Source organism: Pseudoalteromonas sp. S3260, from assembly GCF_005886925.1.
In the GTDB taxonomy this organism is placed as follows: domain Bacteria; phylum Pseudomonadota; class Gammaproteobacteria; order Enterobacterales; family Alteromonadaceae; genus Pseudoalteromonas; species Pseudoalteromonas tetraodonis.
On record NZ_PNCV01000129.1, the window covers coordinates 1 to 22,505 of the forward strand.

Below are 22,505 nucleotides of genomic sequence, written 5' to 3' on the forward strand. Positions count from 1 at the left end.
CAAATGAAACGCTTCCAGCTGTAGCAGTGATGTTAGTAGTTGCTTCTAATGAACCAATTTTATCTGCTGCTGTGCTACTTAAACTTATAGAGATAGTTTCATTGGCATTCGCGCCAACCTGAAAATTTCGAGTGCCGTAAGAGCCGTCTAATAATTGCTGACCACCGAACGATGTGGTGTCGGAGATTCGTGTTAATTCTTCTTGTAGGGCAGACACTTCTTTTTGCAATGCATCACGATCTTCAGCTGAATTTGAACCATTGGCAGACTGTAAGGCAAGCTCTCGCATACGCTGTAGTATATTAGTCGATTCTTGCATCGCACCTTCGGCAGTTTGCGCCATTGAAATACCATCGTTGGCGTTACGTTGCGCGACAGCTAAGCCATTTATTTGTGATGTTAAACGGTTAGAAATTTGAAGGCCGGCGGCATCATCTTTAGCGCTATTAATACGCATGCCAGAGGCTAAACGCTCCATTGACGTTGCTAAGCCTTCGCCAGATCTTGTTAGGTTACGTTGTGCGTTTATTGACGACACATTAGTATTTACTGTTAATGCCATTTTACCATCTCCTAGGTTTAAACAGAGTGTGGTTCAACACGATTTAACAGGAACCACTATTCGATAATTTCTAATTATTAGAAAAGCATTTACTGTGCCAACTTTTAAATAAATATAAACACATGTTTTTAAAGTATTTTCTATTTGAATATTAAACGTTAATAATAAGTTATCTGGTTAGCTGGAGTGACGACAATTTATTGCCGCTATTTTGAGGGAGGTTTTTGCCGCTTTGTATTCACTAAAGCGGCAAGGTATTTCTGCTTATAATCTGTTTATAAGTAATCAAATAAAGAAAGGTTTGTTAAACGGCCAAACGTAGCTTGCGATGCTTGCAGTGCCGTTTCTTGTTTGGTTAGTTCGCTAATAGCTTCTGCCATATCAACTTCAACTAAGTTAGAGCGATTACTTTTATTTTGAATATCGAGCGCTAAATTTGAATCGCTTACTCTTTCAAGCGCGTTCATACGCCCACCTAAACTTGCTTGCGTAAACACAACTTGCTCGCTGGCATTTTGTAATTGCACCACGCCATCGTTTAGTACTTGCTGAAAATCATCCCCCGCAAGTGTGCCATTATTTAAACCTGTAATTAAACCTTGTAGCGTATTAAGTACGTTTTCTTTGTGGGGTTTTTCTAGGCTAAAATCGAGCTGCTGCCCAGGTGCTGCGCCGGTTAGCTGAATTTTCATTCCGGCAAACTCTATTGGCTCGTCGGTTACATTACCGCTAACTGGTGGTATTTGCGCTACTCCATCACGTAAAATTTCATACTGATCCGGATCGCCAGGGTTAGCACCAGCAGTAACCACTACATTAAAAGTATTTGCTGTGGCTGACACTAAAGGGTCTGGATCAGGGTTATATTGCTCTTTATGAAACTGATCGAAAACACCTTGTTTATCTACATAAACAGAACCCGTAAGCGTACTTGATGCATCGCCTGTGTTAGATGCTAAATCGAGGCGTGCATTGGTTTTTTCAAAGGTGTCGTAGCCGTTGTCGCTAGATTTAATCGACACACCTTCGGCAATAGTAATTTTATGCTGGCCTTGATCGCCTTGGTAATTGTACTTGCCGCTAGCGGCATCAAACTGATACGGTTGCGTGCTGTCTTGGTAGCCTGAAAATATGTATTTACCGTCTTCTGAACGGGTGTTCATTAAATTAGCTAACGTTTTTTGTATTTCGGTTAGCTCCGACGCTAACGACTTTAAGTCGTCTTTACTGTATGCGCCATTACCTGCTTTTAAGGCAATATCTTTAGCTGCTTGAATACTTTCGTTAATACCTTGCAGTACGCTTTCTTCGGTTTTGAGTCGGCCATTGAGCTGGTTAATGTTTTTTGTATATTGCTCATTACTTTGTATTTTATTGGTATACAGCATAGCTTGCGATATATCGGCAGGCGCTTCTGAGGTAGATAAATACTTTTGCCCGGTATTTACTCGCTCTTGTGCGTTTGCTACGCCATTTTGATTTTGTAGTATTTTATTAATGCTATTTTGATACATTAAGTTATTTGATAAACGCATAATTACCTCGCCGCACTCAGTAAAGTGTCAAAAATAGAACGTGCTGCAGACAATACTTGAGCTGATGCAGCATAAGATTGCTGAAAACGCAGCAAATTAGCCGCCTCTTCATCTAAGTTTACGCCAGATAATGACTCGTACCATGCCTCTGACTGCTGTGCTAAAGCATCAAATGCAGCACCATTGGTTTTTGCTTGACTGGTTACCACACCAATGTCGGTTACTAATCCGGCATACGCTTGGTTAAAGGTTTTATGGTTATCGGCATCTGAGCTTGAAACAACATTTTGGCGCACTAAGTCACCGTTTTGTAACTCAGCTAATTTTAAGCCATTGCGGTTATCGTCAAAGCCGCCTTTGTTAAACTCTAACGTAAAGCTATCGCCTGTGGCTGGCGAGCCTTCAATATCAAAGTCAAAACCATAACCGTCATAAGGAGCACCAAGGCCAGCCAAAACATTTTTACCTGGTGGTGCAATAGTAATTGGCACATTGGCGCCGTTTCCATCGCTAATTAAGTAATCATTTGTACCCGCGGCTTTAACAATGGTTATATCTCCATTAGCGAGTGCAGGAGGAGTGGTAGTTGTAAAGCCACCAGCGGTAACACTACTCACACTGCCAGCAGAAATAGCGCCGCTACCGGTGTTATTTATGTCATCGGCGGTGCGTATTGGCGATGCTAACGCTAGGTCTTCACCGCGCCCAGTGGCGAGGGTAATATTAGCTGCTGCTTCTGAATTGAGCTTAATTTGAAATTTATCGCCTTCATTTCCTACACCAGCCATAGTTAACTGCAAGCCAAATAAATCAACACCAGGGTTATTTGCCGAGTTAATTTCGCCGCCGACAAATGTTGCTGTTGTAGCAGCGCCTAATGGCTCACCTTTATTATCTACTGGCTGAATACTCACTTCGTTTGGGTTTGCGGTATAAGTCACAATAAAATCACTGGCAGGTAAATTACTGCCTTTGCCGGGCTCTACTGTTGCACTAACCCCTGCACCACCGGTATTAGCTTGATAGGCAAAGCCTTTTGCCGTAGGTATATTGAATATATCGCCACCCAATTTACCGTTAGCATCCATTCCCAAGTGATTTTGCTGATTAAATGCATCAGCTAACGCTAAACCCATTTGGCCTATTTGATTTTGCGCAGGTACTAAAATATCGTCTCTGAAGGCAAGTAAACCACCTATTTTGCCTTTTAATTTACTGGCATCAACTTCAAGCGGCACGGCTTTGCCGCCGTTTACATCAAGCTTGAGTTCTTTAAAGTTAGGATCTGGATCGCCGGTTGTTGAAAATAAATTAAACGAACCATTTTGCATTACCACCGCTTCGCCTGTGCCCATAAATATGAGCTTTTCGCCGTTGGGGCCATCAAGTGTTTCTATGTCTATTAGCTTTGATAAGTCACGAATCGCTTTATCACGCTCGTTAAATGTTGAACTGGCGTCGGCGGCATTATTGGTGCCATTTACAGCAGCTATGTCTTGATTTAGTGTGCCAATTTTTTGAATCAATCCATTTGCTTCATCTGTAAAAATATCGAGCTGTTGATTAACCACATTTTTTTGATCCAATACAATCCCTGACAATCTATCCATTTGGTTTATTAAGTTTTCAGCGTCGGTCATAACTAAAGAGCGTGCAACTGTTGATGAGGGCTGATTAAGGGACTCTTGTACATTATTAAACAATGAGTTAATGCTGGTTGATAAGCTATTAGACTCCTCAGAAAATAAGGTGTCAACACGGTTTGACTCAACCACAAATTGATCAAAAAATGTTTTGTTTGATGTATCTCGGTTTAGTTGTTTTTGAGCAAATTCATTCAGTAGTCGATATGTATTTCCCCGCCCTACCTGATTGTCGATCATGGTAGAATGCTCTGTGCGTTCACGCACATAACCATCTGTATTCACGTTGGCAATATTTTTACTTGTCGTTTGCAATAACTCAGAGTTTGCTCTTATTCCTGAATTAGCAATATTTAATAAATTAAACGACATGTTACTCTACTCCTTGGCGGATCACGCTTGTGGCGATATTCTTTAACTCGTTACTGTTAAGCACTCTTTTTATTTTGTCTGCATAGTTAGGGTCGGTTGCATAACCTGCTTGCTGTAGAGAGTCTAAAAATTTATGCGGCTTTGCTGTATTGTTTAATGCATCTTGATAGCGAGGGTTTTGTGTTAAAAAGTCCACAAAGTCATTTACGCTCTCTTTAATTGAGTCATACGCTCTAAAATTTGCCTGCTTTTTAACTGCAGCGCCTTGCTCAAACTCTAAAGTGACCTTACTGGCTTTTTCACCATTCCAACGATTATCAGCTTTAATATTAAATAAGTTATTGGAGCTATTGCCATCGCCCTTATTAATAATATGCTTACCCCAGCCGGTTTCTAATGCCGCTTGAGCGACCATAATCGCCGGATTTAAACCAATTTTTTTAGCCGCTGTTTTTGCGTGTTCCCACACTGTGCTTACAAATTCCTCAGCATTTTCAAATGTGCCAGACGCTATGTTTTGTTCGCTTTTTTCAGTTGAATCAACGAGCGGCACTTTTTCAGTGACCTTTTGGTTTTCTTGATGAGGTAAGGTGCTACCCGCACGTTGGTCACTAAAGAAACCTGACGTTGTACGAAGAACAGAGCCTGGCATAAAGTTTTTTCCATCTGGCGATAGTTGCTGCACAATTAAATCAGCAAGCCCTAATGAGCCATTTGATGAAAGCTCTGTAGCTAGCTGTTGATCGTGCATTTCTTCAAAAAACTTCACGCCACTTGCATTAAATGGGCTTTCTTTGTCTTCAAAAGCCTCATTGGCTTTACGCATACTTTTCAGTAGCATTTGGGTGAAGATAGCTTCAAATTGTGCCGCCGCTTTTTTTAACGCCGCTTTAGATGCATCGGTTGATGCATCACCGCTGTTTAAAGCATCTCGACGCAAAGAGTCTAAGTTGCCTAAATCAAAAAAGTTTTGCTTATCTAGATGATTTGTTTCCATCAGCTTTTTGACACAATAATTAATAATACCTAGTTAAATGCAATAATTGAGCCAAAAGAAGTGAAAGGTTCTAGGTTCTAGGTTCTAGGTTCTAGGCAGAGATTAAACTAGTGAGAGACGCGAGGTAAACTCGCTACTACTTATTGTGTAGGGTTAAATTCAGTGTTTATTGCTGTGGTAGCAGCGGCTTTATGCCGCGTCTTTTTTAGGTTAACTGTTAAAGACCCTAAATAGAGTATTATAAAACTAAATTACAACAAGCTGACCGTTAATTGCACCGGCTTCTTTAAGTGCTTCAAGAATCGCCATTAAATCGCCAGGGGCAGCGCCAACTTCATTAATAGCACGAACTAAATCATCAAGGCTTACACCTGGGTCAAATACAAAAGCACGTGAATCATCTTGATTAACATCAATAATACTTTGTTGGGTAACCACTGTTTCCCCCTCTGCTAAAGGATTTGGCTGCGCTACATTTTGTTGTTCCGCAATCGTTACTGTTAAACCACCGTGGGTAATTGCCGCAGGTTGTAATTTTACATTTTTACCTATAACAATGGTGCCGGTACGTGAGTTAACAATTATTTTTGCCGAAGTATCCGCAGGCTTAAACTCTAAGTTTTCAAGAGTTGATAAGTACGATACGCGCTGCGAGGCATCACGTGGGGCAATAACGCGAATAGAGGCGGCATCGAGTGCTTGAGCGCTATTTGGACCAATTAAATCATTAATGGTTTTCTCTAAACGTTTAGCAGTAGTAAAATCAGGGCGGTTTAAATTAAAGGTAATATAATCGTTTTGCATAAATGGGCTTTTAACGGCACGTTCAACGGTTGCACCATTTGGCACACGCCCTACGGTTGGCGTATTAATAACGACTCGGCTGCCATCTAGGCCTTCAGCACCTAAGCCACCAACAATTAAGCTCCCTTGTGCAATAGCGTATACATTACCATCAACCCCTTTTAAAAATGTTTGTAATAATGTGCCACCGCGCAGGCTGCCAGCACTGCCAATCGATGACACAGTAATATCTATAGTTTGCCCTGGCTTTCTAAATGGAGGGAGTTCTGCATGAACCGCGACTGCTGCAACATTTTTAATTTTTGGCTTTAAACTAGCTGGTAACGTAATACCAAAACTATTGAGCATGCCTTTAAAGCTTTGCTCGGTAAAACGGCTTTGCTCACCAGTACCTGGTAAACCAACAACTAAGCCATAGCCCACTAATTGGTTTGAGCGCACCCCTTCGACCATAGATACATCTTTAATTCGCTCAGCACTGGCAGTAAATTGCCAGCCTAGTAGCACCATAAAACAAAAAACTTTAAAACCATTCATGTCGAATGTCCTCTAAAAGGGAAACAATGAGCTACTAAAGAAACGCGTTAACCAACCCGGGCTTTGTGCTTCTTGAGTTTGACCCTTACCTGAATACTGAATACGTGCATTCGCAATTCGATTAGACTCAACAGTATTATCGGCATTAACATCTTGCGGGCGCACTAACCCTTCTAGGCGAATAAATTCTTCACCGGTGTTTAACGTTAGCCATTTTTCACCGCGAATCACTAAATTACCATTTGGTAGTACTCGCATCACGTTAACCGAAATATCGCCAACTAAGCTGTTTGATTGATTCGATTTTGAGTCACCTTTAAATGAGGAGTCACTGCCAATACCAAATTGAATGCTATCGCCACCAATATTTACCGGTAAACCACCTAAGCCAATAACAGGGTCGAGGCTGGCATCGGTTTCTTTATCTGTTTCTGTTTTAGCCGCTTTTGTGGCTTGGGTCGACTCTTGTAATTTAACAGTAATGATATCGCCTGTTCGCAGTGCTTTTTTATCGGCATATAGGTCATTCGATAATTGTGTACTGAACAAAGAGCCGGTTGCTACTACTGGCTCCATATTAGGCTCTGGATACATAGGTGCATAATAGGGATCGTCTTGTACTACTTCATTATTTTGTGTAGCTACACAACCACTTAATAGTAAAGTCCCTACTGTAAATAACATAACATTACGCATACAACCCCCCAAAACTATAACTGTTGATTGATATAACTCATCATTTCATCAACGGCTGAGATCACTTTTGAGTTCATCTCATAAACGCGCTGCGTTTCAATCAAATTAACTAATTCTTCGGTCACATTTACATTTGATGTTTCAAGTGACCCTTGAATAATCGTGCCTAAACCTTCAACACCCGGGTTACCTTGAACAGGCGCACCGCTTACCGCGGTTTCGGTATATAAGTTTTGCCCTATAGGCTCAAGGCCCGACGGATTAATAAAATCACTAATAGTAATTTGACCAATAACCACGTTTTCGGCCTGACCTTTAACGCGAACTGACACTTCACCATCTTGAGATACGGTGATCGACTGTGCATCGTCAGGTACATTCATTTCAGGCTGAACAACATAACCAGCGCCCGAGGTTACAACACGCCCGTCGCCGTCGGTAGTAAACTGGCCGTTACGCGAATAAGCAATATTGCCATCTGGTTGCAATACTTCAAAAAAGCCAGGACCTGAAATCATCCAATCTAATGAATTTTCAGTGGTGAGCATATTACCTTGCGAAAAGTTTTTTTGATTAGCGACCACTTTCGTACCCGCGCCCAACATTAAGCCTGACGGCATTTCGGTGTCTTGCGATGAGCGACCGCCTGGTTGATTAATATTTTGGTAGAGTAAGTCTTCAAAAATAGCGCGGCTTTTTTTGTAACCCACTGTACTGGCATTCGCTAAGTTATTTGATATAACCGATATATCAGTTTGTTGAGCGTCAAGCCCTGTTTTACTTATCCATAATGCTGGATTCATAATAATATCCTCACGTTATAGTTAAACGATGCGCATCAGCTGTTCTTGACGTTCGTCAATCTCTTCAGCTGTTTTCATCAGTTTTACTTGTAATTCAAATTGGCGTTGGTGACTGATCATATCGACCATTTCATGCACAGGATTTACATTCGATTTTTCTAATGTGCCAGCTAATACTTGTACATTGGCTGATGTTTCAACTATTTGGCCTGGTTTAGCTCTAAATAAGCCATCGTTACCCTTCTCGAGTGTAGCGTTGTTTGCATCAACTACTTTTAGGCGATCAACTTCTTCTAAAAAGTTAGCCGGTGCACCTTGAGGGCGAACTTGAATAGTGCCATCTTTGCTAAATTCAATTTTTTCAATCGGTACAGGTAATATGACTGGCCCACCTTCGCCAATAACTTGACGACCGTCGCTAGTAGTCAACATACCTTCAGCAGTTATATTTAACGAACCCACTTTTGTATAGGCTTCATTACCAGAGGCATCCTGAACACTCAGCCATGCGTTATCACTCATAGCAATATCAAGGCTGCGACCTGTTTCAACAACACCGCCCGATGCCATGTTTGATCCTGGGCGCTCCTGCATAGCAAAAACACGAGTCCGCAAACCTTCACCGAAAGCCTGCATTGATCGTGCTTGCGCAAAATCAGATTTAAACCCAGTGGTATTCGCATTTGCCAAATTATTGGCTTTAAGAGCAAGCCCTTGCATGCTTTGTTTAGCGCCAGATGCGGCTATGTAGACCATTTTATCCATAACATCGACTCATTAAGAAATCTATATATGGGTAAATGCAATATAAGTGCCAAATTAAATTAAAGCATGAATAAGATTTTAAGAGAGGAATAAAAAAGGCTGCACGTAGCAGCCTAAATAAATCAAAATATGATTATCTGATCTGAAGGATGTTCTGTTGAATAGTTGAGTTAACCTCAAGCGCACGAGAGTTTGCTTGGAAGTTACGCTGCGCACTAATCAAATCAACCAGCTCATTGGTTAAGTTTACGTTAGACTGCTCAAGAGCTGACGAATTAATGCTACCTAGTGTGCCTGAACCTGGCTCACCCGCAATTGGTTCCCCCGAGGTCAAACTTTTTTTCCATGAAGTGTCACCTACTTGCTGTAGACCTTGCGAGTTTGAAAAGCGTACCATGGCAACTTGTCCCAAAAATGTTGAATCGCCGTTACTATAAGACGCCACTACTTTGCCGTCGGTGCCAATATCAATACCCGCTAAACGTCCTACTGTCGCACCATCTTGTTCTAGTGTTTTTACTTCAAAGCGACTTGCATATTGTGTTGGTACTTTATTGGCGGTTCCAGCCTGATCTCGCCAATTTATATCTATGTTAGCAGGAAAACTAGCTCCATTTGTTAACATATCAGATAACCCTGGTGTCCCTCCTCCACCGGCTACAATAGATAACGGATTAAATGTGTTACCTACATTAGGTGTTGTTGTGCCATTTACAGTTGTGGTCGAGGGTAAACCGCTCGAATCAAATTTAAACGTACTAATAGGCTCAAACGGAAGAGCTGCTGTTCCATCCTGTTCAACGCCATCACTACCAAAAGATTTGCCATCAAGCGTAGCATGTACATCCCATTGGTTTTCATCACCAGGGACTGATGGATCGTTCTTCACAAAGAAAAACTGAAGCACGTGAGGTTCACCCAAAGAATCATAAACAGTTGTTGATGTTGATGAATTGTATGTTGCGCTTTCAGTAGGATTAAAAGGAAGCGTTGGCGCATCTGCACGGGAGTCTAAATTAAATGAACTGTACACACTAGAGGTAGCACGTGGAGACCCGGACGAGTCTGGTATTTGTAGTGCTGAAGAGGTACTTAAGCTTACGGATGTTGTATCACCTGTTGCTTCGTCAACGGGGAACCCTTGTAAAAAATTACCCTTTGCATCAACAACAAAATTGTCTTTGTTTAATTTAAATGCCCCGGAGCGTGTGTAAGTAAAATCTTGAGCGCCTAAATCTTGACTCATGGCAAAATAACCCTCACCCGTAATCGCTAAATCAAGTGAGTTATTAGTAAACTGCAACGAGCCTTGGTGAAACTGCTGGGCAACCATAGTGGTTTGTACACCATCACCATTTTTCGTTTTACCGGCGCTAAATACTGATGATGCGTATACATCAGCAAATTCAGCGCGAGACTCTTTAAAGCCCGTGGTATTTACGTTGGCAATATTATTGGCGGTAACATCTAAATCTTTTTGTGCGGCAGCAAGGCCTGTTAATGCAATATTGAAGCTCATAATTAACCTCTAACCTAAAAAATATTTAGCCTATTGGCTAAAAAATACATAAAATCTATTACGCGATTTCTGCGACATCAGTCAGCCTAACCGCACCTTCTTTGGTATTAATAATAATGCCGCTTGAGCCATTAATATTAACACTCTCAATATTTTTGAATGTAGCTAATGGGAGGCTTGAAAATTCCCCATTTGTGCTACCCTCTGCTTTGATATTGTATTCACCAGGAGGAAGTCGTTCACCCGCTTCGTTTTTACCATCCCATGCAAAGCGAACCGCACCTGCAGGCTGCGTGCCTAAATCAATAGTTTTAACTAATTGCCCTGATGCATCTTCAATACGAAGCGTTAAATTGTCTACCGGCTTTTCAGCAACAATCGCTCCCTTTACCTCACCCGACTCATTAAGCTCCAGTGTATCCGACTCCAACAAAGCTTGTTTGCCTACCAGTGTTGATGCTTGCAATGCTGAATTTGATGTCATCGACGCAGCTAAAGACTCAAAGTTAGAGTTTAAATTTGAGATCCCTTCAGCCATAGTAAAGTTTGTCATTTGTGCAATCATCTGATCGTTATCAGCTGGTTTGCTGGGATCTTGATATGACAACTGCTGTGTTAACAACGAAAAGAAATCTTCTTGGGTTAACGCATCACTCTCTTCTTTTTTTGGCACTTGCTTATCTTGCCAACGTAAAGAGTCCATGTAGGATGAAGAAGTACTAATATCGTTACTCATGAGCTACCCTCAGTTACCGCTGACCTAACAGCAGTGTTTTACTTAACATTTGCTTAGCTGCATCAGCAACTTGAACATTTGTCTGATAAGAGCGAGAAGCAGAAATCATATTTGCCATCTCCTCAACAACATTCACGTTGGGTTTGTAAATATATCCATTTTCATCCGCACTCGGGTGATTTGGGTTATATTCGATTTGTAGTGGTTTATTACTTTCAACCACTCCTAACACTTTTACACCAACGACAGAGCCCTGTGGGTTGCTTGCTGACGCTGACGCTTTTGTTAGCTCCGCAGCAAATACAGGTTGTCGCGCTCGGTACGTCTCATTTTGTGAAGAGCTAATTGTATTGGCATTAGAGATATTACTTGCCGTGGTATTTAATCGCACGTTTTGCGCGCTCATACCAGAACCAGCAATATCAAACACATTATATAAACTCATAATTAGGCTCCTTGACTACCGAGGGCTTTTTTCAGGCCTTTAAATTTACCATTAAGAAACTGGACACTGGCCTGATACTCCATAGCATTCTGTGTATACAAGTTCCGTTCCACTTGTATATCAACAGAGTTGCCATCACCTGTATCTGTTTGATTTGGCGTACGAAATAGTTCATTACTAGCTACACTACGGGTACCACCGGCAATGTGTTTTTCATTGGTTCTTACCATGGTATTGCCGCTTAGTTGGTTGGACTTTGCCGTTTTTAATGCTGAGGCAAAGTCGATATCTTTTGCTTTATAGCCGGGCGTATCAGCATTTGCGATATTAGTAGCGAGCATTTCTGCTCTTTGCGAACGGATCAACATCGCATGCGGATGCACGCCTAATGCTTTATCAAAACTGATAGCCATAACTACCTCCAAAAAATTGACTCAGTACCGATAAAGCAATAAATGAGCCAGCAGTGAAAATAGTGATGATAAAAACAAAAAACGACGCAATAGGCGTCGTTTAGAGGAGGGATAATATATTAATGAAGGTCATTTCTTTTGATAAATAATACCAGGGTTACAACGCACCATATCAAAGTCAGTACTTAAACCAGACATAGACTCCGACGCACCTAAAAATAAATACCCCTTAGGGTTAAGTGCTTGAGAGAATTGTGCAATTATTTTGGCTTTCACCTCAGGTGAAAAGTAAATTAAAACATTACGGCAAAATATAATATCGAACTTACCCATTAAAGCGTACGAATCGAGCAAATTTAAATGCCTAAAGCTCACTTGCTTTTTCAATGAATCAACCACTTTTGCCATACCATTGCCGCTGTCTTTAAAAAACTTTTTACGACGTTCAGCAGAGAGTCCGCGAGCCAATGCCAATGCATCATATTCAGCATGTTTACACATATCAAGCATGGTATTTGATATATCTGTACCAATTATTTGTGCACCCATTTTTAAAACACCAGGGCTGCTGGATTGAAACTCAGCAACCGACATCGCTATTGAGTAGGGTTCTTGTCCTGATGAGCTCGCCGCAGACCATATTTTTAATGGCCTATTTAACGTTTTAAACTCAAGGAATAATCTGGTTTTAAGTAACTCAAACGGATACTGATCTCTAAACCACAATGTCTCATTGGTTGTCATGGCATCAACAACGGCTGCGCGCAACTGGCGCTCATGCACACCGAGAGTTTTACTTACCAATTCAGACAACGATTCAACATTAAATCGAGACATTAATGGTGCCAAACGGCTCTTTACCAAATACTGCTTATTTTCACCTAAAACAATACCGCACTGTTGTTCTAAAAATAAGCGAAATTGATCGTATTCGTTTTGCTGCAAATCTTTATTAGTCAAATCAATAACACCTATGTTTATTAATCACGATGAACCCATTTATTAACGGCTGTTGCAAGCTCGTCTGGGTTAAATTTTGCAATAAAATCATCTGCTCCTACTTTTTCAATCATCGCTTGATTGAAAACACCACTCAATGATGTGTGTAAAATCACATGTAGTGGCGCAAGTTTAGGATTAGCTTTGATTTCTGCAGTCAGCGTGTAACCATCCATTTCTGGCATTTCTACATCAGAAATGAGTAGCCCTACTCGCTCTGTAATATCATTTACGCAATCGAGCTCTGCAATTTCTTTTAATCTTATTAAAGCTTCTTTACCATTTTTAGCCAACTCAATTGTTACACCTAATGGTTCCAATGCTCGTTTTACTTGATTTCGCGCAACAGCCGAATCATCAGCAATAAATACTATTCTCTCGCCTAAATCTTTTTGTATATTACCTTGCGAGGCAACATCATCGCTCACGGTAGTATTAACTGGGCAGATTTCGTTTAAGATTTTTTCTACGTCGAGTATCTCAACGAGCTCATTTTCAATTTCAGTGACGGCTGTTAAATAAGAATAACGACCCGCTCCTGACGGCGGTGGCATTATTTTTTCCCAGTTCATGTTAACTATACGCTCAACACCACCTACTAAGAATCCTTGCACTGTACGGTTATACTCAGCAATTATTATAAAGCCATCTTCGATGCTTTTTATTGGGCGCCCGCCTACGGCCATAGATAAATCAATCACCGAAATAGTTTGCCCACGAATATGTGCTACGCCACGGATATAAGTGTTAGATTTCGGCATGCTAGTCAATGGAGGGCATTGAAGAACTTCTCTTACCTTGAACACATTAATACCAAAGCGCTGACGCCCATTAAGCTTAAATAACAATAATTCCAAGCGGTTTTGCCCAACCAACTGTGTACGTTGGTTTACTGAGTCTAAAATGCCGGCCATTTAAATCTCCTAAGAAAACAAATATAAGGAACGATAATTGCTTTCAATTAATAAAGCGTCATAACACAACGGGGGCGTCTAAATTCTGACGCAAAATATTTATACCCTGTTTGCAACCATAAGCATAGTCGAAACATTATGAGTTTATTCAAAAAAACCAGAAGATACAGTGTTTTTTATTTTCTTGCTAGCCTCTGCTTCGCTTTGCCACTAAAGGCACAAGTATTTAGTAAAGAGTTATTGCAAGAAATGGCTGTATCTTATGTTGCTCAAAAAGCAGTGACTACAAATGATAACAAAATACAGTTTAGCGCATTACCGCTAGATAGCCGCATTCCCGATCGCCAATGTAATTCTGAGCCTGAGCTAATAACGCCAAGTGAGCCTCCCTTTAATCGCCAAGTCACTATTCAAATAAAATGTAACGATAGTGACAACTGGGCACAGTACGTTCATGTCAGAATCACTGAATCAGCACCTGTTGTAGTTGCAACTACCAATTTAGCACGAGGTGAAGTGATTACTCCATCCCATTTAAGTATTGATATGCGCCCTGCACACTTTATCAGAGCGCAGTACCTTGAAGATCCAACGGCTCTTATTGGTAGTCGTAGCAAACGTAACATCCGTGAAGGAATGCCCGTTTTACTTAATCAAATATGTATGGTGTGCAAAGGTGATTCTGTTACAATTTATGCTAATATCAAAGGGTTAAGAGTAAAAACGACGGGTATTGCATTAGAGGATGGCACCTTGGGCGAGCAAGTAAGAGTAGAAAACAAAAAGACAGGTAAAGTTTTAAATGCGCGTGTAGATGGTGTAGAGTCTGTGCAAGTAAATATTTAATATAAATTTATGCTAAAGTATCTTTAATAAATGCCGATACAAAGGCATCAGTTGGGCAATATACGGATTTTTATTATGGTCGGTCAAGTAAATAAATCAAATCAACAACCGAGTGTTTTAACAAACACTCAACAAAACACTCAACAGCAAAAAGTTGATTTAAAAAGAGATAATGCAAATACACAGGCGGCACAAACGCCTTCACCTAAAGCTGCCAGCGATTCGGTGAGCTTAACACCGCAAGCTAAGCAATTAAAATCGTTACAAGAGAAAGCGCAGCAGTCTTCTGGTTTTGATAGCAACAAAGTTGCTGAGCTTAAAAAAGCGATTACTGAAGGTAATTATCAAATCGACAGTGAGAAGCTTGCCAAAAACTTAGCAGACTTTGAGTTTAACGTTTATGGCTGATCACAATAGTTTAATTACAATTAAACTAAATGAGCAAATTACTTGCTTAACAAAACTGAGCGAGTTACTCACTCAGGAGCTTACTGCGATTGCATCTCGAAGAGGTGAAGGTTTAAAAGAAATTGCCCAACAAAAAATGTCTTTTTTAACCAGTATAAGTACCCTTGATAAAGAACTCAGCAAACTGATTGCCAGTAATGATCAGCAAACAGATGAAAACGCTGACTTAATAAAGCTAACTCGAGAAAAGCTTGAGCAGTGTCAAAAACAAAATGAAGTTAACGCTCACGCAGCTCATCAAGCGCAGTTAAGTGTAAAACAATTAAAGGGTATTTTAATTGGCGCACCTTCGTCTATGACCTACGATCAAGCCGGTAGCGTAGTTAATACTGACAACAGCATTGTGCGTAACCTAAAAGCCTAAAGAATACTCATAAAAAACGCCTAAACGAATATTCGTTTAGGCGTTTTTTATGAGTAATAATTTGTCGCTTAGTAATAACTTGTCGCTTAGTAATAAGTGACTTTTTTCACTTCCCGTGGTTTTATCTCACCGATGTACAAGTCGTGTACGCGCTTCATATTAAGCTCAAGCTCAGTAATATACATATCATTAACAGCATAAGTTTTTATAATTTGCGCGCCTTTTATAATACCTTGCACTTTACTCTGTAAATAATCATCTTGGGCAACAGAGCCTGCGACGGTTGTGCCTGCGGTAATTTTTTGCCCGTACACTTGTTCCGTTAGTTCGCGGTATGCTTCTAGCTTGGAGGCTTTAATTGCCATAAGCTGTTTTTGAGTGTCATTACTTCCCGACTGCAAACTAATGGGCGCGTACCCTATTGCTTTTAATACAGGGTAATTATTTGGCTCAACATATTTATATTCAACGTGCTTATCAAATATATTGCTACAACCGCTTAACGTTAAGCAGCCTAATGTGATCATTAATGGCATTACTCGCATCATACAGGGCCTTTAAAAACTAATTAAACTCAGTTATGCACGTTTAATGCCAGTGATACCTATATTCTGTAACAACAAATAATAGTGGTACATTACTTGCTGAGACTCATTAACGCTAACGTTTAATTGGAGTAAGAGTATGAAGTCGTTTTTAAAAGCAGTATTGGCAGGATTAAGCACCACTGCTGTATTAACGTTTTCACCTTTTACCCACGCTCAGTGGTATGAATCTACAGGCCATGCGGTTATTCAAAATAGCGACATTCCCGGTGCAAAGGCCGCTGCAATAAAAGATGCGATTACCCAAGCCCTTGTATTCTCTGGTGCGCGGGTGAGCTCGGTGCAAACACTTGTTGATGGTGTTTTAACCCAAGATCAGCTAAAAATAAGTAGCCAAGGCGAAATTCAAAAAATAGAGCTTGTCAGTGAAAACCGCAGTAGTGATGAGTTTGCAATTACCTTACGCTTAGATATCTTTGCGCAAACAGAGCAATGTCCACAAAGTAACTTTAATAAGTTTATAGCTGTCACGCAAAGCCAATTAACAAATCGTGAACAAGCGAGAATGGGTCAAATATTTGACATTAACAAAGCAGTCAGTAAAAACATTTATACCTCGTTGCAAAAATCAAAAATGAGTGCAATACCCGTTGCCTATTTCAACAAAGCTATAAAGGTTGATACCTACTTTAATCAACAGCATGACTATTCAAACAGTCAGTTAGAAGAAATTTCATCACGCAGCAACGCGCAATATGTGCTGTTAAGTCAAATAACCAGTTTATCTACCAGCGATAAACTCAATAGCGACTATGCGTTTTGGCAAGATGAAAGCTATCAGCGCCACTACCAAATAGAGTTTAGCTTATTTAATGGCACCACTTATGAGCCTTTATGGCAAAATAGCTATCAAAGCCAAGCAATTTGGCCATTTGAAAAAACAGCCATTATTGATGTAAATAGTAATCGGTTTTGGCAATCACCTTTTGGCCAAAGCATTAGTGATATAAACCAAACCTTAAGTTACGACCTACAAGCTGCCATGGCCTGTCTACCTACTCAAGGTAAAATAATGCATATGGAAAACAATAAATTAGTGATTAATTTAGGTAAGGCTCATGGCTTAGAAAAAGGCCAACAACTGAGTATTGCCCATCATAATTATTTAACCGACGCACAAGGCAACACCATGCCGCATACTATAACCACTTTGAACCGTATTCGTGTAGAGCAGCTATATCAGCATAGCGCCATTGCCGTCAGTATTAATGAGCAGCCTTTACCGGGCGTACAAATTAACGATATTGTGGAAGTTGCAACGCCCTAAAGTGCTTGGGTTAGCTTAACTTTTAAATTATCGTGAGCGCTTAACCAATCTGCTAACTGCTCAACCCCAGATAAGTGCGGGTAATGCTTTCTGCATGCAAACACAATATTACGTTGTTGATTAGGAAAAATAGGCAAATAATGAATACCCACTCGTGGTATTGCTGCAAGTTTTGGCACAAATGTAATTCCATCATCCATCGCCACCAGCGCTAATAAAGTCTCAAGGCTATTTCCTTGATACTGGCTGGAAACATCGACTCCTGCCGAAAAACAAAACTGCTGGGCTTGATCTTTAAAGCAATGGCCATCACTTAACATTAGTAGGTTGCAACCTTGCAGGTCTTGCAGTGCCACTTTTTTATGCTTACACAATGCGTTATCGCTTGATACGGCAACTAAAAAGTCTTCTTTATATAAATCAATGGTATGGTAACTTTTAAGTTCAGGTACATCCGCTAAAATTGCAAAGTCGACTTCACCACTTTCTAGCGCAGCTAAAATAGTGGTTGTTTGCATTTCAGTAAACGAAAACTGGCTATTTATAAACGCTGCTTTCATTGATGTTAGTAGCGTAGGTAATAAATAAGGCGCAATCGTTGGAATAATACCAATGGTAAGCTTACCCTGCAGTGGTTCATTAGATGTTGCTGCCAGTTCTTTTAATATTTGAGTTTGTTCTAATATAAGAGTGATTTGTGTCAACAAACGTTCACCTTGGGTTGTTAAGGTAACGTGCTTAGTTGAACGGTCAAATAAGATAACCCCTAATTCTTGTTCTAGCTTTTTAATTTGCCCACTCAAGGTGGGCTGGCTTACAAAGCAAGCGTCGGCTGCTTTACGAAAATGTTTAAAATGCGCAACGGCTTTGACATACTCTAAATCTTTTAAGTTCATATTCACACTCAACCTGATAGCTTATACCTATCAGTTTAATACAAACAAACGATTGGAACTATATTTAATTATTCGCCATAATGGCTATCAACAAATCAAGAGGAACTAAAAACATGTTAAACAATATTGAAGGTCAAACAATCCCTAACGTTACATTTGCAACGCGTCAAAACGACGAATGGAAATCAGTAACTACTGATGACATTTTTAAAGGTAAAACGGTTGTTGTATTTTCACTACCAGGTGCATTTACACCTACGTGTTCATCAACGCACTTACCACGCTATAACGAACTAGCTGGCGTACTTAAGCAAAATGGCGTTGACGACATTGTTTGTGTATCAGTAAACGACACCTTTGTAATGAACGCATGGGCTGAACATCAAGAAGCGCAAAATATTACCTTACTACCAGATGGTAACGGCGAATTTACTGACGGCATGGGTATGCTAGTTGATAAAAACGATTTAGGTTTTGGTAAGCGCAGCTGGAGATACTCTATGCTGGTTAAAGATGGCGTAGTAGAGAAAATGTTCATCGAACCAGATTTACCAGGCGACCCGTTTGAAGTATCAGACGCTGACACTATGCTTGATTACATCAACCCAACTCAAGTAAAACCAGAGGCGGTTACTCTATTTACTAAGCCTGGCTGCCCTTTCTGTAAAAAAGCAAAAGAGCTACTTACAGCTAAAGGCTTTGCTTTTGAAGAAATCGTAATGGGTGCTGGCGCATCACTTACCAGCCTTAAAGCGGTATCGGGCCGTGAAACCGTACCACAAGTATTTATTGGCGGTAAGCACATTGGCGGCTCAGACGATTTAGAAAAATACTTTGCTTAATTAAGTAAATAAAACAGGGGCTGCAACGCCCCTGTTTATTAAAGGAAAAACACTATGAAAGAATTGCAAACCGACGTTGTTGTTATAGGTGCAGGTACTGCTGGTTTAAGTGCCTACCGTAATGCAAAACAATTTACTCAAAACGTACTTATGATTGAATCAGGCCCATACGGTACAACCTGTGCACGTGTTGGTTGCATGCCAAGTAAGTTATTGATTGCTGCAGCAGAAGCCGCGCACTCAATAGAAATGGCACCTGCCTTTGGAGTTCACAGCTCAAAACCGGTTATTGACGGTAAAGCCGTTATGGCACGAGTTAAAAGTGAGCGCGATCGCTTTGCAGGATTCGTAGTAGAAGCCGTAGATGAAATACCTAGCGAAGATAAAATTCGTGGCTATGCACAGTTTTTAGACGCCAACCGCGTGCAAATAGATGAGCACACCATAATCACTGCTAAACGCTTTGTAATAGCAACAGGTTCACGCCCATCTTACCCTGGCGTATTTAATAACTTTGGCGACCGACTGATTATTAATGACGATGTATTCGACTGGGATGATTTACCAGAATCAGTAGCCGTATTTGGCCCAGGCGTTATAGGCCTTGAAATTGGCCAAGCATTGCACAGATTAGGGGTAAAGGTAAAACTCTTTGGTGTAGGTGGTGCCATAGGTCCATTAACCGACCCAGTAGTTAAAGATTACGCTAATACCGTATTCGCAGAAGAATTTTATGTTGATACCGACTCAAACGTTTCAGATATGAAACAAGTAGGTAATAAAGCAGAGCTAACCTATACCGACAAACAAGGTGTTAAACACACCGAGCAGTTTGACTATGTTCTGGCTGCAACAGGGCGAGTACCTAACACCGATAAACTAGGGTTAGAAAACACCGGCATAGACCTCGATGAACGTGGCGTACCACTCGCTGATGCCCACACTATGCAATGTGGCAACTCCCACATATTTATTGCTGGCGATGCTAGTAACATGATCCCTTTGCTTCACGAAGCATCCGATCAAGGAACAATCGCAGGGCAAAACGCAGGCCGCTACCCTCATGTACGTGCGGGTTTACGTAGAGCTAAAATTGCCGCCGTGTTTAGCGACCCACAAATAGCCATGGTTGGTGAAAGCTTTAAAGAAATTAGCCAACGATTAGGCAGCTGTGACTGCTTTGAAATAGGCGAAGTCAGCTTTGAAAACCAAGGCCGTAGCCGCGTTATGCTAAAAAACAAAGGCCACATGCGTGTGTATGCCGAGCACGGCACCGGCTTATTTTTAGGTGCTGAATTTATTGGCCCTCAAGCAGAGCACATTGCTCATTTATTAGCATGGGCTGTGCAAAACAAAATGACCGTACCAGAAATGCTGGATATGCCATTTTACCACCCTGTTATTGAAGAAGGCCTACGCACTGCACTACGTGATTTAAACGCTAAATTAAAATTTGGCCCAGACATTATTAACCATTGTATGGAATGTGGCCCAGGCGCATAACACATCATTAATACACACTTGCTACTCAAAGCCAAAACCATTGTTTTGGCTTTTTTTATGTTAAAAACTGGTATATAAAATGGAGTTTAAACTGCTACACTCAGATTAATAAACAAACAAAAATGGACCGAAAATGAGCAATAATAAATATAGACTTGTCACTCGAAGCGATTTTGACGGCCTAGTGTGTGCCGTATTACTTAAAGATTTAGATTTAATCGACGATATTTTATTTGTGCATCCAAAAGACATGCAAGACGGTAAAATAGCCATTACCAGCAACGACATTACCACTAACCTCCCCTATGTTGCCGGTTGTCATATTGCATTTGATCACCACTTGAGTGAAACCGTTCGTAACGAAAGCGATATTAAAAACCACATTATTGACCCAGATGCGCCCTCTGCAGCACGCGTTGTATACGACTATTATGGCGGTGCAGAGAAATTCCCTAATATTTCAACTGACATGATGGAAGCGGTCGATAAAGGGGATTCTGCACAATTTTCAAAAGACGAAATTTTAAACCCAACAGACTGGGTACTGATGAACTTTATTATGGATGCGCGCACAGGACTTGGCCGTTTTCGTGAATTCAAAATTTCTAATTACCAGTTAATGATGAAGTTAATTGACGCCTGTAAAGATCACAGCATAGAACAAATACTAGCAATGGAAGATGTTGCCGAGCGCGTTGCTTTATACCATGAACATAACACACAGGCTAAAGAGCAAATAGACCGCTGCTCATCAGTACACGACAACTTAGTGGTACTTAATTTAACCGAAGAAGAGACCATATTCGCCACTAATCGCTTTGTTATTTATGCCATGTTCCCCGAGTGTAATATCTCAATTCATAAAATGTGGGGGCTTAAAAAGCAAAATGTGGTGTACGCCATTGGTAAATCAATCACCAACCGCAGCTCCAATACTAATGTTGGCGAGTTATGCCTTAAATACGGTGGCGGCGGCCATTTAAATGCCGGTACTTGCCAAGTAGACACTGACAAAGCTGAGCAGGTATTGAGCGAGCTAATTGCTACAATTACTAGTGATGGTTAAGTTATAGCCTCGGGGTTCGGGGTTCGGGGTTCGGGGTTCGGCAAAGTATTTTATAAAGCGGGCTAATTGATAGCTCGCTTTTTTATTATGAAAAATTTAATGGAGGGCTTCGTTGAGCGATAACCGGACATTGAGGTGAGTTGTCATTTACTTAGTAAGAAAGAAGAAAACTTTCCTCTTTTTTATATGTTTATATAAGCCGCAGGAAGAGTAATATTTATAGTTGGCTATAACTTATGGTATTTGCTATTAATATAAGTTCACAAGATAAGGGTGTTTTCGCACTAAAATAGTGGAAGTGTCCTCTGACAAAGGTGCCAACTAGCTACCAATAGTTCATCATTTAAGGTTGTAATGAAGAAAATTTTAGTTATTGCGTTATCAACATATTTAGCTGGATGTGCAAGTTCTTCTGGTATTGTTGATGCAACAAAAGTTCCATCGTATTTCGATGGAGCACATTATTCAGGTAAGTTTACATTCGTAAATAGCGATACGTTTCCTAACCAAAAACAGTATCGGGTTTTTGAACAAGGAAGTGATAGCACAGCTCCGCTCAGTGAGTTGCGAGCTAAAGCTAATTATTCTGCAAGGTTTTTCTGTAGCAATAAAAGAGGAAAGCCAAGAGTTGTAGTGGTATCGGAGATGACATCACAAGGGCCTCATATTTTGGGCAATTTTCCAAGATATGAACTCGTATTTACTTGCGTCCAACAAAAAGATGAGCCATTCCATGTAATGAATAGTGGGGAGGTAAATGTAGATAATACAAGTAATAAATATGAACAATTAAAGTTATTAAAAGAGCTTCTTGATAATGGGACTCTCAACGAAAAAGAGTTCAAAGTCGAGAAACAAAAGCTGCTGAATAAATAAGTAGCGCCAGTTAATCGGGTAGCCGGAGGTCT

24 protein-coding genes are annotated in these 22,505 nt (G+C 40.6%); 8 read left to right on the plus strand and 16 right to left on the minus strand.

What is annotated here, in order from left to right:
* The 14 genes from CWC14_RS16390 to CWC14_RS16455 all read right to left on the minus strand — a co-directional run.
* The coding region (locus CWC14_RS16390; protein ID WP_502705428.1) for a flagellin N-terminal helical domain-containing protein at nucleotides 1-562 on the minus strand (562 nt) is incomplete at its 3' end.
* A 275-nt stretch (nucleotides 563-837) separates the two neighbouring features.
* Complete coding sequence (gene flgL / locus CWC14_RS16395) at nucleotides 838-2,097, minus strand: flagellar hook-associated protein FlgL (RefSeq protein WP_138563929.1); 1,260 nt, start codon at nucleotides 2,095-2,097, stop codon at nucleotides 838-840.
* Between the two features lie 2 nt (nucleotides 2,098-2,099).
* Nucleotides 2,100-4,112 (minus strand): flagellar hook-associated protein FlgK, encoded by a 2,013-nt coding sequence (flgK, locus tag CWC14_RS16400; protein WP_138563931.1) that lies wholly within the window; start codon nucleotides 4,110-4,112, stop codon nucleotides 2,100-2,102.
* A gap of 1 nt (nucleotide 4,113) precedes the next feature.
* Nucleotides 4,114-5,109, minus strand: a complete 996-nt coding sequence (gene flgJ, locus CWC14_RS16405; protein WP_138563933.1) for a flagellar assembly peptidoglycan hydrolase FlgJ — start codon at nucleotides 5,107-5,109, stop codon at nucleotides 4,114-4,116.
* Between the two features lie 246 nt (nucleotides 5,110-5,355).
* On the minus strand, nucleotides 5,356-6,450 hold the full coding sequence (locus tag CWC14_RS16410; RefSeq protein WP_008113075.1) for a flagellar basal body P-ring protein FlgI: 1,095 nt from the start codon (nucleotides 6,448-6,450) through the stop codon (nucleotides 5,356-5,358).
* A gap of 12 nt (nucleotides 6,451-6,462) precedes the next feature.
* Nucleotides 6,463-7,146: a flagellar basal body L-ring protein FlgH gene (gene flgH, locus CWC14_RS16415; protein ID WP_054201734.1), complete on the minus strand. Its 684-nt coding sequence runs from the start codon at nucleotides 7,144-7,146 to the stop codon at nucleotides 6,463-6,465.
* Between the two features lie 14 nt (nucleotides 7,147-7,160).
* Nucleotides 7,161-7,949: a flagellar basal-body rod protein FlgG gene (gene flgG / locus CWC14_RS16420; protein ID WP_010387879.1), complete on the minus strand. Its 789-nt coding sequence runs from the start codon at nucleotides 7,947-7,949 to the stop codon at nucleotides 7,161-7,163.
* Between the two features lie 21 nt (nucleotides 7,950-7,970).
* Complete coding sequence (locus CWC14_RS16425; protein WP_138563935.1) at nucleotides 7,971-8,714, minus strand: flagellar basal body rod protein FlgF; 744 nt, start codon at nucleotides 8,712-8,714, stop codon at nucleotides 7,971-7,973.
* 133 nt (nucleotides 8,715-8,847) lie between these two features.
* Entirely contained in the window at nucleotides 8,848-10,233 is a 1,386-nt protein-coding gene (flgE, locus tag CWC14_RS16430) for a flagellar hook protein FlgE (RefSeq protein ID WP_138563937.1), read from the minus strand.
* Nucleotides 10,234-10,291: 58 nt separating this feature from the next.
* Nucleotides 10,292-10,969: a flagellar hook assembly protein FlgD gene (locus CWC14_RS16435; RefSeq protein WP_138563939.1), complete on the minus strand. Its 678-nt coding sequence runs from the start codon at nucleotides 10,967-10,969 to the stop codon at nucleotides 10,292-10,294.
* A 13-nt stretch (nucleotides 10,970-10,982) separates the two neighbouring features.
* Nucleotides 10,983-11,414 carry a flagellar basal body rod protein FlgC gene (gene flgC / locus CWC14_RS16440; RefSeq protein ID WP_138563941.1) on the minus strand — a complete coding sequence of 144 codons (432 nt, stop codon included), beginning with the start codon at nucleotides 11,412-11,414 and terminating at the stop codon, nucleotides 10,983-10,985.
* A gap of 2 nt (nucleotides 11,415-11,416) precedes the next feature.
* Entirely contained in the window at nucleotides 11,417-11,827 is a 411-nt protein-coding gene (flgB, locus tag CWC14_RS16445; protein ID WP_076920631.1) for a flagellar basal body rod protein FlgB, read from the minus strand.
* Between the two features lie 129 nt (nucleotides 11,828-11,956).
* Nucleotides 11,957-12,787, minus strand: a complete 831-nt coding sequence (locus CWC14_RS16450) for a CheR family methyltransferase (RefSeq protein ID WP_138563943.1) — start codon at nucleotides 12,785-12,787, stop codon at nucleotides 11,957-11,959.
* Between the two features lie 20 nt (nucleotides 12,788-12,807).
* Nucleotides 12,808-13,740, minus strand: a complete 933-nt coding sequence (locus CWC14_RS16455) for a chemotaxis protein CheV (protein WP_076920632.1) — start codon at nucleotides 13,738-13,740, stop codon at nucleotides 12,808-12,810.
* Between the two features lie 138 nt (nucleotides 13,741-13,878).
* Between CWC14_RS16455 and flgA the strand changes: the two genes are divergently transcribed.
* From flgA to flgN, 3 genes are all read left to right on the plus strand, one after another.
* Nucleotides 13,879-14,586, plus strand: coding sequence for a flagellar basal body P-ring formation chaperone FlgA (flgA, locus tag CWC14_RS16460; RefSeq protein ID WP_138563945.1), 708 nt, complete (start codon nucleotides 13,879-13,881; stop codon nucleotides 14,584-14,586).
* Nucleotides 14,587-14,661: 75 nt separating this feature from the next.
* The gene (gene flgM, locus CWC14_RS16465; RefSeq protein WP_138563947.1) at nucleotides 14,662-14,994 is read left to right on the plus strand and encodes a flagellar biosynthesis anti-sigma factor FlgM; all 333 of its coding nucleotides are present in this window, start codon (nucleotides 14,662-14,664) and stop codon (nucleotides 14,992-14,994) included.
* On the plus strand, nucleotides 14,987-15,418 hold the full coding sequence (flgN, locus tag CWC14_RS16470) for a flagellar export chaperone FlgN (RefSeq protein ID WP_013465599.1): 432 nt from the start codon (nucleotides 14,987-14,989) through the stop codon (nucleotides 15,416-15,418). The genes flgM and flgN overlap by 8 nt, the downstream gene beginning before the upstream one ends.
* Before the next feature lie 86 nt (nucleotides 15,419-15,504).
* On the opposite strand, the gene CWC14_RS16475 is transcribed toward flgN, so the two are convergent.
* On the minus strand, nucleotides 15,505-15,963 hold the full coding sequence (locus CWC14_RS16475) for an LPP20 family lipoprotein (RefSeq protein WP_010387855.1): 459 nt from the start codon (nucleotides 15,961-15,963) through the stop codon (nucleotides 15,505-15,507).
* A gap of 139 nt (nucleotides 15,964-16,102) precedes the next feature.
* Here CWC14_RS16475 and CWC14_RS16480 point away from each other — a divergent pair, with 139 nt between their 5' ends.
* Nucleotides 16,103-17,290 (plus strand): flagellar assembly protein T N-terminal domain-containing protein, encoded by a 1,188-nt coding sequence (locus CWC14_RS16480; protein WP_138563949.1) that lies wholly within the window; start codon nucleotides 16,103-16,105, stop codon nucleotides 17,288-17,290.
* Here CWC14_RS16480 and CWC14_RS16485 read toward each other — a convergent pair.
* Nucleotides 17,287-18,186 carry a LysR substrate-binding domain-containing protein gene (locus CWC14_RS16485; RefSeq protein WP_138563951.1) on the minus strand — a complete coding sequence of 300 codons (900 nt, stop codon included), beginning with the start codon at nucleotides 18,184-18,186 and terminating at the stop codon, nucleotides 17,287-17,289. The genes CWC14_RS16480 and CWC14_RS16485 overlap by 4 nt on opposite strands.
* 113 nt (nucleotides 18,187-18,299) lie before the next feature.
* On the opposite strand from CWC14_RS16485, the gene CWC14_RS16490 reads away from it, so the two are divergent.
* From CWC14_RS16490 to CWC14_RS16505, 4 genes are all read left to right on the plus strand, one after another.
* Nucleotides 18,300-19,028, plus strand: a complete 729-nt coding sequence (locus CWC14_RS16490) for a glutathione peroxidase (protein ID WP_008466566.1) — start codon at nucleotides 18,300-18,302, stop codon at nucleotides 19,026-19,028.
* A 54-nt stretch (nucleotides 19,029-19,082) separates the two neighbouring features.
* Nucleotides 19,083-20,531 (plus strand): dihydrolipoyl dehydrogenase, encoded by a 1,449-nt coding sequence (locus tag CWC14_RS16495; protein ID WP_138563953.1) that lies wholly within the window; start codon nucleotides 19,083-19,085, stop codon nucleotides 20,529-20,531.
* Between the two features lie 133 nt (nucleotides 20,532-20,664).
* On the plus strand, nucleotides 20,665-21,597 hold the full coding sequence (locus tag CWC14_RS16500; protein WP_138563955.1) for a DHH family phosphoesterase: 933 nt from the start codon (nucleotides 20,665-20,667) through the stop codon (nucleotides 21,595-21,597).
* Nucleotides 21,598-21,951: 354 nt separating this feature from the next.
* A complete protein-coding gene (locus CWC14_RS16505) occupies nucleotides 21,952-22,473 on the plus strand; it encodes a hypothetical protein (protein WP_138563957.1) in 522 nt (173 codons plus the stop codon).
* Nucleotides 22,474-22,505: the final 32 nt, after the last annotated feature.

Excerpts from the sequence above, each read along its gene's own strand:
- flgL (WP_138563929.1), bottom strand. The coding sequence starts at position 2,097 with ATGCGTTTATCAAATAACTTAATGTATCAAAATAGCATTAATAAAATA.
- flgK (WP_138563931.1), bottom strand. The coding sequence starts at position 4,112 with ATGTCGTTTAATTTATTAAATATTGCTAATTCAGGAATAAGAGCAAAC.
- flgJ (WP_138563933.1), bottom strand. The coding sequence starts at position 5,109 with ATGGAAACAAATCATCTAGATAAGCAAAACTTTTTTGATTTAGGCAAC.
- CWC14_RS16410 (WP_008113075.1), bottom strand. The coding sequence starts at position 6,450 with ATGAATGGTTTTAAAGTTTTTTGTTTTATGGTGCTACTAGGCTGGCAA.
- flgH (WP_054201734.1), bottom strand. The coding sequence starts at position 7,146 with ATGCGTAATGTTATGTTATTTACAGTAGGGACTTTACTATTAAGTGGT.
- flgG (WP_010387879.1), bottom strand. The coding sequence starts at position 7,949 with ATGAATCCAGCATTATGGATAAGTAAAACAGGGCTTGACGCTCAACAA.
- CWC14_RS16425 (WP_138563935.1), bottom strand. The coding sequence starts at position 8,714 with ATGGATAAAATGGTCTACATAGCCGCATCTGGCGCTAAACAAAGCATG.
- flgE (WP_138563937.1), bottom strand. The coding sequence starts at position 10,233 with ATGAGCTTCAATATTGCATTAACAGGCCTTGCTGCCGCACAAAAAGAT.
- CWC14_RS16435 (WP_138563939.1), bottom strand. The coding sequence starts at position 10,969 with ATGAGTAACGATATTAGTACTTCTTCATCCTACATGGACTCTTTACGT.
- flgC (WP_138563941.1), bottom strand. The coding sequence starts at position 11,414 with ATGAGTTTATATAATGTGTTTGATATTGCTGGTTCTGGTATGAGCGCG.
- flgB (WP_076920631.1), bottom strand. The coding sequence starts at position 11,827 with ATGGCTATCAGTTTTGATAAAGCATTAGGCGTGCATCCGCATGCGATG.
- CWC14_RS16455 (WP_076920632.1), bottom strand. The coding sequence starts at position 13,740 with ATGGCCGGCATTTTAGACTCAGTAAACCAACGTACACAGTTGGTTGGG.
- flgA (WP_138563945.1), top strand. The coding sequence starts at position 13,879 with ATGAGTTTATTCAAAAAAACCAGAAGATACAGTGTTTTTTATTTTCTT.
- flgM (WP_138563947.1), top strand. The coding sequence starts at position 14,662 with ATGGTCGGTCAAGTAAATAAATCAAATCAACAACCGAGTGTTTTAACA.
- flgN (WP_013465599.1), top strand. The coding sequence starts at position 14,987 with ATGGCTGATCACAATAGTTTAATTACAATTAAACTAAATGAGCAAATT.
- CWC14_RS16475 (WP_010387855.1), bottom strand. The coding sequence starts at position 15,963 with ATGCGAGTAATGCCATTAATGATCACATTAGGCTGCTTAACGTTAAGC.
- CWC14_RS16480 (WP_138563949.1), top strand. The coding sequence starts at position 16,103 with ATGAAGTCGTTTTTAAAAGCAGTATTGGCAGGATTAAGCACCACTGCT.
- CWC14_RS16485 (WP_138563951.1), bottom strand. The coding sequence starts at position 18,186 with ATGAACTTAAAAGATTTAGAGTATGTCAAAGCCGTTGCGCATTTTAAA.
- CWC14_RS16490 (WP_008466566.1), top strand. The coding sequence starts at position 18,300 with ATGTTAAACAATATTGAAGGTCAAACAATCCCTAACGTTACATTTGCA.
- CWC14_RS16495 (WP_138563953.1), top strand. The coding sequence starts at position 19,083 with ATGAAAGAATTGCAAACCGACGTTGTTGTTATAGGTGCAGGTACTGCT.
- CWC14_RS16500 (WP_138563955.1), top strand. The coding sequence starts at position 20,665 with ATGAGCAATAATAAATATAGACTTGTCACTCGAAGCGATTTTGACGGC.
- CWC14_RS16505 (WP_138563957.1), top strand. The coding sequence starts at position 21,952 with ATGAAGAAAATTTTAGTTATTGCGTTATCAACATATTTAGCTGGATGT.